Origin of the sequence: Mesotoga sp. HF07.pep.5.2.highcov, from assembly GCF_003666285.1 — a bacterium.
Taxonomy (GTDB): domain Bacteria; phylum Thermotogota; class Thermotogae; order Petrotogales; family Kosmotogaceae; genus Mesotoga; species Mesotoga prima.
Window position 1 is genome coordinate 1 of record NZ_JFHJ01000411.1, and the last position, 8,052, is coordinate 8,052.

The 8,052-nt window shown below is 43.7% G+C and carries 5 protein-coding genes and 1 pseudogene; 5 read left to right on the forward strand and 1 reads right to left on the reverse strand.

What is annotated here, in order from left to right; genetic code table 11:
• Positions 1–793, reverse strand: a pseudogene (locus tag BG32_RS17130) (beta-L-arabinofuranosidase domain-containing protein); the annotation flags it as partial.
• A 194-nt stretch (positions 794–987) separates the two neighbouring features.
• On the opposite strand from BG32_RS17130, the gene BG32_RS08665 reads away from it, so the two are divergent.
• The 5 genes from BG32_RS08665 (at position 988) to BG32_RS08685 (ending at position 7,886) form a co-directional block, all read left to right on the forward strand.
• Positions 988–1,308 carry a hypothetical protein gene (locus BG32_RS08665; RefSeq protein WP_006488159.1) on the forward strand — a complete coding sequence of 107 codons (321 nt, stop codon included), beginning with the start codon at positions 988–990 and terminating at the stop codon, positions 1,306–1,308.
• Between the two features lie 217 nt (positions 1,309–1,525).
• Positions 1,526–2,365: a M23 family metallopeptidase gene (locus BG32_RS08670; protein WP_006488158.1), complete on the forward strand. Its 840-nt coding sequence runs from the start codon at positions 1,526–1,528 to the stop codon at positions 2,363–2,365.
• Entirely contained in the window at positions 2,346–3,353 is a 1,008-nt protein-coding gene (locus BG32_RS08675; protein ID WP_121526685.1) for a lipoate--protein ligase, read from the forward strand. Before BG32_RS08670 ends, BG32_RS08675 begins: the two co-directional genes overlap by 20 nt.
• Before the next feature lie 401 nt (positions 3,354–3,754).
• The gene (gene nifJ, locus BG32_RS08680; RefSeq protein WP_121526686.1) at positions 3,755–7,285 is read left to right on the forward strand and encodes a pyruvate:ferredoxin (flavodoxin) oxidoreductase; all 3,531 of its coding nucleotides are present in this window, start codon (positions 3,755–3,757) and stop codon (positions 7,283–7,285) included.
• A gap of 91 nt (positions 7,286–7,376) precedes the next feature.
• Positions 7,377–7,886, forward strand: a complete 510-nt coding sequence (locus BG32_RS08685; protein WP_014731395.1) for a ferritin family protein — start codon at positions 7,377–7,379, stop codon at positions 7,884–7,886.
• Positions 7,887–8,052 lie beyond the last annotated feature (166 nt).

Sequence of the window (8,052 nt, forward strand, 5' to 3'; positions counted from 1 at the left end):
AAGGATTCTCCCTCGTATCTTGAGCCGGCGCCACCAGTAACGTACATCTTCCTTGCTGTGAGATCGATCCATAGTCTTTCAAGGACTGCCAGCAGGGTCTCGTCTCCAGTTTCAAGAAATATGTCTGCCGCGCCCGCCAGTAAGTACAGCATCCTAACCGCATGACCGGTAAGCTCTTTTAGTTCTCTGAACGGTACATGATCTATGTGATACTCATCGCCGCCAACATAACCTCTACCGCGATTGTCGATAAGCATCTGAGCAAATTTCAAATAGTCGCGATTGCCTGTTTCTCTGTGTAGTTCGATCATTGCCATCTCTAACTCGGGATGGCCTGTGGTCACTTTGCAGTCGTCATCTCTAAAGCTGTCAAGAATATTGTCGGCAGCACTTACGCAAACCTTGAACAGCGTCTCGTCACCAGAGGCTCTCTTGTTGGCTATACCTGCTGGATAAGATGGCCCGCACAGTAGAGTTCGTGCATGTTCTTCAAATCTTTCCATCTTTCCCCCGCCTTCTGGCCAACAAAGTAAGTGTTGATATAACCGTCACCGCTTATCTCCTGTGCCTTTTCTATAAGAGTTATCAAAGACTCAATTCTGGCACGAATTTCGGGGTCCTCGTTATATGAAAGAGAGTAAGACGCCGCCTCTATCCACTTATAAACATCGGAATCATTGAAAAACCAGCCGGTGAAGCTCCCTTCCATGTTCCCTGCTGCCTTTCGAAAGTTGTCTATTCTTCCAGTTGACTCCAGATACTCGTATTGCATAGGCAAACTGGTAGACTTCATGAGTCCCTGATATCTTCCGACAAACCCCTGTAGTTCCACTTTCTCGATAGCCAGGGGCCTTACTTGCGCTCTTGGTGACCGTGACGTGTCATTCACGAATGTCACTGTTCTCACCTCCAAAGAAGATCCTCTCTTGTCAAGAGTAGCAGAAAACGGTCACACTTTTGTATCCTTAGGTAAGGAGGTATTTTGCCATGTTCGAGAAAATAGACTATTGGGTTTCAGCTGCGAGCTATTCGGATAGAAATGGTACATGGCTACTCGAGGCAGCGCTGATTCATCCGAATATTGGAGAGTCTCACGACTATGGGGAAGAATGGACGCGAGAAGAAATAATCGATAAGTGCGACGTATTTGTGTTTTGTCTTATAACAAAAGACGCGAAGGGGAACTGGAAAAGAGGAGGGCAACTTAGAAAGATTGAAACTGACAAGGGAGTTTTCATAAGAGTCGACGGTTTGGAAAAAACGGGGGATTATCTTGGAGACATTCCTTTTATTGAGGAGATTGAATGACTCTCTTGAATTAGGTCTGATCCTAACTTGAGCCATTAAGAAGATCCAAATATGTTCAGTTTTATGTTGGTCAGAAGTGGTCGATATTTCTCCAAATAAAAGAGGTTCCTTTGCAGCTTCTTCTGACGATACACACTGTGATATTATTAAGATTATTACAACATCTTATATTAATTGATTTCTTAGTTGCGGACAAAAATACGGTTTGGGGGTTCTCATGAAAGCCAAGTTTGCTTTGATTCTTTATGTTTTGTTTATTTTTGCGAACGCTTGCGGAGTAGGTTCTATAAGATACCTGGTTAGGCCGGGCGACAGATTGTTCAACATCATCAGAGACTATAATCTGAGAATCAGTACAGTACTCGACCTGAACTGCATCGCCAATCCTCGTCAGCTTGAACCTGGGGAATTCATAAATCTTCCTACTGGAGACGGTTTCTTTTATGAAGTTCAGTATGGTGATTCAATTGACTTCATCGCGAAGCTTTTCTTTGCTCTTGCCGAAGAAATCATGGCTGCAAATGGTTTGAAATGTACCTCGGTAATTTATCCTGGACAAAGGCTGTTTATCCCGCTTGAATCAATAAATGTCTGCGGAAGTATTAATCCTGGTACGCAGTTTACCTGGCCGGTATATGGAAAGATCTCTTCGGAATTTGGTTGGCGAAAGGATCCCTTTACCGGAGTTTCTACCTTTCATTCCGGTATAGATATCGCAGTTCAAAAAGATGCGCCCGTTTTTGCCTCCAAGGATGGAATGGTAATGGAGGCGCAGGAAAGCGGTGGGTATGGACTGAACATAATAATCCAACATTATGACGGCAGCAAAACAAGATATTCACACCTGAATCATATCAGTGTATATGTTGGTCAGAGAGTGCTAAGGGGAGAGTTAATCGGTAGAGTGGGAGAAACCGGGAGAGCTACGGGACCTCATCTGCATTTCGAGATTATCGATTCCAATGATCAATGCAGGAATCCAAGAAGTTATCTTACAGGTATAAACTACATGTACGTTAGAAGAGAAGCAGATAGCCTTGGCGTTGGGGGTAGATAGAATTACAAACACAGTATACGTTGAATCAAACTCTTTTGATCCCTGGTTGAATCTTGCCATTGAAGAGTACCTTTTGAATTCGTACGCCCGCGATAGCAGCGTGCTGTATCTGTGGCAGAACGAAAAAACGGTGGTAATCGGCAGAAATCAGAATGCATGGCAGGAATGCAGACTCGACAATCTTGAAAGGGATGGTGGAAGACTGGCAAGAAGATTGTCTGGCGGTGGGGCTGTCTATCATGATCTTGGAAACCTCAACTTTACGTTTCTCATGCCGAGAAAGGAATACAACCTCCACAGGCAACTTTCTGTAATTGTAGATGCTGTAAAGGAACTAGGAATTGAAGCACATTTCAGTGGTAGAAACGATATTTTGGCGGGCGGAAAGAAGTTCTCAGGAAATGCTTTCTATCATGGGCAATTTGCCTCCTATCACCATGGAACAATTTTGATAGACGTAGACACCGGAAAGCTTTCCGAATATCTAAATGTCTCAAAGGAAAAGATCGAATCCAAGGGAGTTAAATCAGTTGTGTCGAGAGTTGTCAATCTCAAGGAAATGAAACCGGATTTAACCATTGACACAATGAAAAAGGCAATGTATAGAGGTTTCATTGAGGAGTACGGCCAGATAGTCAGTGTTCTAGACTTTGAAAGGGTAATTGAGTCGGAAGATATTGGAGACCTTTATGAGAAATATTCTTCAAAGGAATGGCTTTTGGGGAGAAATCCTGAATTCAATTTCAGAGCAAGCAAAAGATTTCAGTGGGGAGGCATTGAACTCCTGTTTACATCCAGGAAGGGAAAAATCGTGGATGTGACAGTATATTCTGATTCAATGGACCTAGATTTCATTGAGGAACTGAGACGTGGGCTTAAGAATATTGAATTCTCCAGATCAAGTATTTTAAAAGCTCTTAACAACCTTCCTAGATACATCGAACGGGATGACATCATTAACTGGCTTGGGATAACTGACTTCATTTAATCCGTCAGCTTAGAGACCACATATCTCATCCAATCAAAATAATCATCTGGAGTCTATTCCTGACAAGATTTGTGTTCTAGAACGCTGCAGACTATTAGAATCGGTCGGTTTTCTGCCCATGGTTTTTATCACTCAATGCGAAGACAAATAACTATTCTGTTCGAGATAGATGACTTCAAATGATCTATTCAACTCATTTACTATTGACTGTCAGCAGCAATAATCTGAAAAATCTTCATAAGCCGATAATAATCGTTTTCATTTTTGGCGAACTGAGAGAAATCTCTGTGAAAGCATGGAAAAGATGTTCTATAATGTAACTGATGACAAGCAAAATTTCCTCTTTTTCTATGTTTTACCAGATAGATCAAAAATAATTCGAGGACTACAGGAGGTTTAGAATGGCACGAGTAATGAAAACTATGGACGGTAATACTGCTGCCGCCCATGTTGCTTACGCATTCACGGAGGTTGCGGCGATTTATCCCATTACTCCTTCATCATCCATGGCCGAGCTTGCAGACGCTTGGGCGGCAAATGGAAGGAAAAACATTTTCGGGCGACCAGTTGATGTAATAGAAATGCAGTCGGAAGGCGGAGCAGCCGGAGCGGTCCACGGATCACTTGTAGCAGGGGCTCTAACAACTACATTTACCGCATCGCAGGGGTTGTTGCTGATGATTCCCAACATGTATAAAATTGCAGGAGAGCTTTTGCCAGGGGTTTTTCACGTCAGCGCAAGGGCTATAGCGGCTCACGCCCTTTCGATTTTTGGTGACCATTCAGATGTGATGGCGACAAGACAGACGGGATTTGCGTTGCTTGCTTCTGGAAGTGTCCAGGAAGTAATGGATCTCGGATCCGTTGCTCACCTGTCGGCAATCAAATCCAGAATCCCCTTCCTTCATTTCTTCGATGGATTCAGAACTTCGAGCGAAGTTCAGAAGATCGAAGTTATGGACTATGATGATCTCAAAGAACTTGTCGATTATAAGGCGCTTAAGGAATTCAGAGACAGGGCCCTCAATCCAGAGCATCCCAAAACAATGGGAACGGCCCAGAATCCCGATATCTTCTTCCAGGCGAAGGAAGCTTCGAACAGATTCTATGATGCAGTTCCAGAAATCGTAGCCGATTACATGAAGGAGATTTCGAAGATAACAGGCAGGGAGTACAAGCCTTTCGTCTACTACGGTGATCCAGAAGCGGAACACGTAATTGTCGCGATGGGTTCAGTTACCGATACAATCGAGGAGACAGTCGACTACCTAATGAAAAAGGGTGAGAAGGTCGGTGTAATAAAGGTACACCTCTACAGACCATTCTCTGCAAAACACTTCTTTGAGGTTCTTCCAAATTCAGTCAAGAGGATTTCTACTCTAGACAGAACAAAAGAGCCGGGCTCTCTTGGGGAACCTCTATACGAAGATGTGAAGACTCTCTTCTATGGGGATAAGAATGCTCCAGAAGTCTATGGCGGCAGATACGGACTGGGTTCAAAGGATACCACACCTTCTCAGATTAAAGCTGTCTATGACAATCTTAAGCTTTCGACACCAAAGGACCACTTTACGATAGGTATAGTCGATGATGTCACCAATACTTCTCTCGAGATAAAGGAGAAGATCAATACCGCTCCAGAAGGTACTATTCGTTGCAAGTTCTGGGGACTTGGTTCCGACGGTACGGTGGGAGCTAACAAGGACGCGATAAAGATAATCGGTGATCACACCGACATGTATGCCCAGGGATATTTCGCTTATGATTCAAAGAAGTCCGGTGGAGTAACCATATCGCATCTTAGATTCGGCAAGAAGCCGATAAAGTCGACCTACCTGATCGATGAAGCCGATTATGTTGCCTGCCACAAGCAGTCATATGTGAATCAGTACGAGTTGTTGGAAGGACTTAAGAAGGGTGGAACGTTTGTCCTTAACACCAGCTGGGATTCTGAAGAGCTTGACAGGAATCTTCCCGGTAACATGAAAAAGTACCTTGCAGACAACAATATTAATTTCTACACGATCGATGCCACGAAAATTGCCATGGAGATCGGTCTTGGAACGAGAATCAATACGATAATGCAATCTGCCTTCTTCAAGCTGGCTAATGTAATACCTATAGAAGAAGCTATCAAGTATCTGAAAGAAGCAATAGTCAAGTCTTATGGTACCAAAGGCGAAAAAGTGGTACAGATGAACTACAAAGCAGTTGATAGTGGAATAGATGCGTTGAAGAAAATAGATATTCCGGAATCATGGGCAAAGGCACAAGATGAGAAAAAGGAAGAAGACTCCGAAAGACCTGAATTTGTGAGGAAAGTTGCAGATGTTATGAACAGACAGCAGGGAGACAAACTTCCTGTTTCTGCTTTCTTGGGAAGGGAGAACGGAGAATTTCCCAATGGAACGGCTGCATTCGAAAAACGCGGTATTGCTGTACTGATACCTGAATGGCAGCCCGACAACTGCATTCAGTGCAATCAGTGTTCTCTTGTCTGTCCACACGCAGCGATCAGGCCCTTCCTCATAAACGAAGAAGAAGAAAAGAAGGCTCCCGTTGCCTTTGAATCAATTAAAGCACTCGGAGGGAAGTCTTTCGAAGGACTGAAGTACAGGATTCAGGTTTCCCCTCTTGACTGTACAGGTTGTGGAAACTGCGCAGATATTTGTCCGGCTCCGAAAAATGCTCTCTTAATGAAACCACTTGAATCGCAGGTTGAGAAAGAGGTCCCAAATTGGGAATTCTCTACTACCATTTCTGAGAAAAAGGATGTCATGAACGTCGAAACATTGAAGGGTAGTCAATTCTCCAAACCTCTCCTGGAATTTTCCGGGGCATGTGCGGGATGTGGCGAGACCCCTTATGCACAGTTAGTAACACAACTCTTCGGTGACAGAATGCTTATAGCCAACGCGACGGGATGTTCTTCTATCTGGGGAGCCTCGGCTCCTTCGACTCCTTATTGTATGAACGGCGAAGGCAAGGGACCTGCATGGGCGAATTCACTGTTTGAAGACAACGCTGAGTACGGATTCGGTATGGCTATGGCAGTCAACCACGGTAGAAACAAGCTTGCAAAGATTATGGAAGAGCTCTTAGAACAAGACATTCCGGAAGATATGAAGGAACCATTCGAGGCCTGGCTGAAAGGTAAGGATGATGCTAAGGCTTCAAAGGCGGCCACAATGGGCATCCTCAATGCAATTTCAAAGGGTTGTAAAAATGAAAGGGCAAGTACGCTCTTGAAGGAAATTGAGGAGAGAAAGGATCTCTTGATTAAGAAATCTGTATGGATCTTTGGTGGAGATGGATGGGGCTACGACATAGGTTACGGCGGTCTCGATCACGTACTTGCGTCCGGAGAGGATGTAAACGTTCTCCTCTTTGATACCGAAGTCTACTCCAATACCGGTGGTCAGTCTTCGAAGTCCACTCCGACAGGTGCGGTAGCGAAGTTTGCTGCTTCGGGAAAGAAGACTAAGAAGAAGGATCTTGGTAGAATGGCAATGACCTATGGATACATCTATGTAGCACAAGTTGCTATGGGTGCAGACAAGAATCAAGTTGTCAAGGCCATTATAGAAGCTGAGAAATATCCTGGGCCATCTCTGATCATTGCATATTCTCCCTGTATAAACCACGGTATCAAGATTGGAATGGGTAAGACTCAAGAGCAGGAGAAGAGAGCGGTAGCTTCAGGTTACTGGCATCTTTACAGATACAATCCTCTCTTGAAAGAACAGGGCAAGAATCCCTTCATTCTCGATTCAAAGGAACCGAAAGAATCATTTATCGATTTCTTGATGAGCGAGGTTAGATACAGCGCTCTGAAATCAACCTTCCCGGACATCGCCGATGAGTTGTTCAAAAAGGCCGAAAGTGATGCTAAGGAGAGATACGAGATTTATAGAAAGCTTGCCTCTGAATAGAGGATTCTAAATGGGCGGGTGGTGATAAGCCACCCGTTTCTTGCAAAACGCACTAGCCATGTGTGCTCAGATTTACTGAAGGAGGTTTCAAATGAACGCAATTGATTATGCATTGAAACTAGAAAAAGACGGTAAGGCTTACTACACTAAACAGGCCCAGTGTTCGGAGGACATTCAGCTTAAGAAATTGTTTGAAATGCTCGCAAATGATGAACAGAGGCATTATGAGATCATAAGTGGATTCAAAGACAAGAATTACAAGTACAAAGGCACATATACTTTCAAGACCACTAGAAATATGTTTTCCGAAATGCTCATTGATAAGAAATGCTTTGAGATTGATGCTACGAATCTTGAAGCTTATGAGCACGCAGTTGAAATGGAAAAAGAAAGTGTTAAGCTTTATCTTGATCAGGCAAAGCAAACAAGTGAACCATCCGAAAAAGAGATATTATTGAAGCTGGCTGCGGAGGAAAACAAACACCAGATAATTCTAGAGAATCTCATGGATTTTGTTAGAAAGGGCCTCGATTGGACCGAATCCCCTGAATTCAGCCATTTGGAAGAATGGGATAAGTTTACGGACCTAGACAAGTACTGATTTGGTTTTACTTCAAATATAAGGAAAGACCGGGACATCGTCCCGGTCTCCTTAACTCAGGGGTAATCCATGTCGCCTTCGTTTGTCTTACATTTTAAAGGGGTTGTGCCTGTGGTTTCTCTGGTCTCTGATAATCAGACTTGATACCCGAGAAAAAGGTTCAGTC

What these genes read in the sequence shown, in the direction of transcription:
- BG32_RS08665 (WP_006488159.1), top strand. Translation starts at nt 988, where the DNA reads ATGTTCGAGAAAATAGACTATTGGGTTTCAGCTGCGAGCTATTCGGAT.
- BG32_RS08670 (WP_006488158.1), top strand. Translation starts at nt 1,526, where the DNA reads ATGAAAGCCAAGTTTGCTTTGATTCTTTATGTTTTGTTTATTTTTGCG.
- nifJ (WP_121526686.1), top strand. Translation starts at nt 3,755, where the DNA reads ATGGCACGAGTAATGAAAACTATGGACGGTAATACTGCTGCCGCCCAT.
- BG32_RS08685 (WP_014731395.1), top strand. Translation starts at nt 7,377, where the DNA reads ATGAACGCAATTGATTATGCATTGAAACTAGAAAAAGACGGTAAGGCT.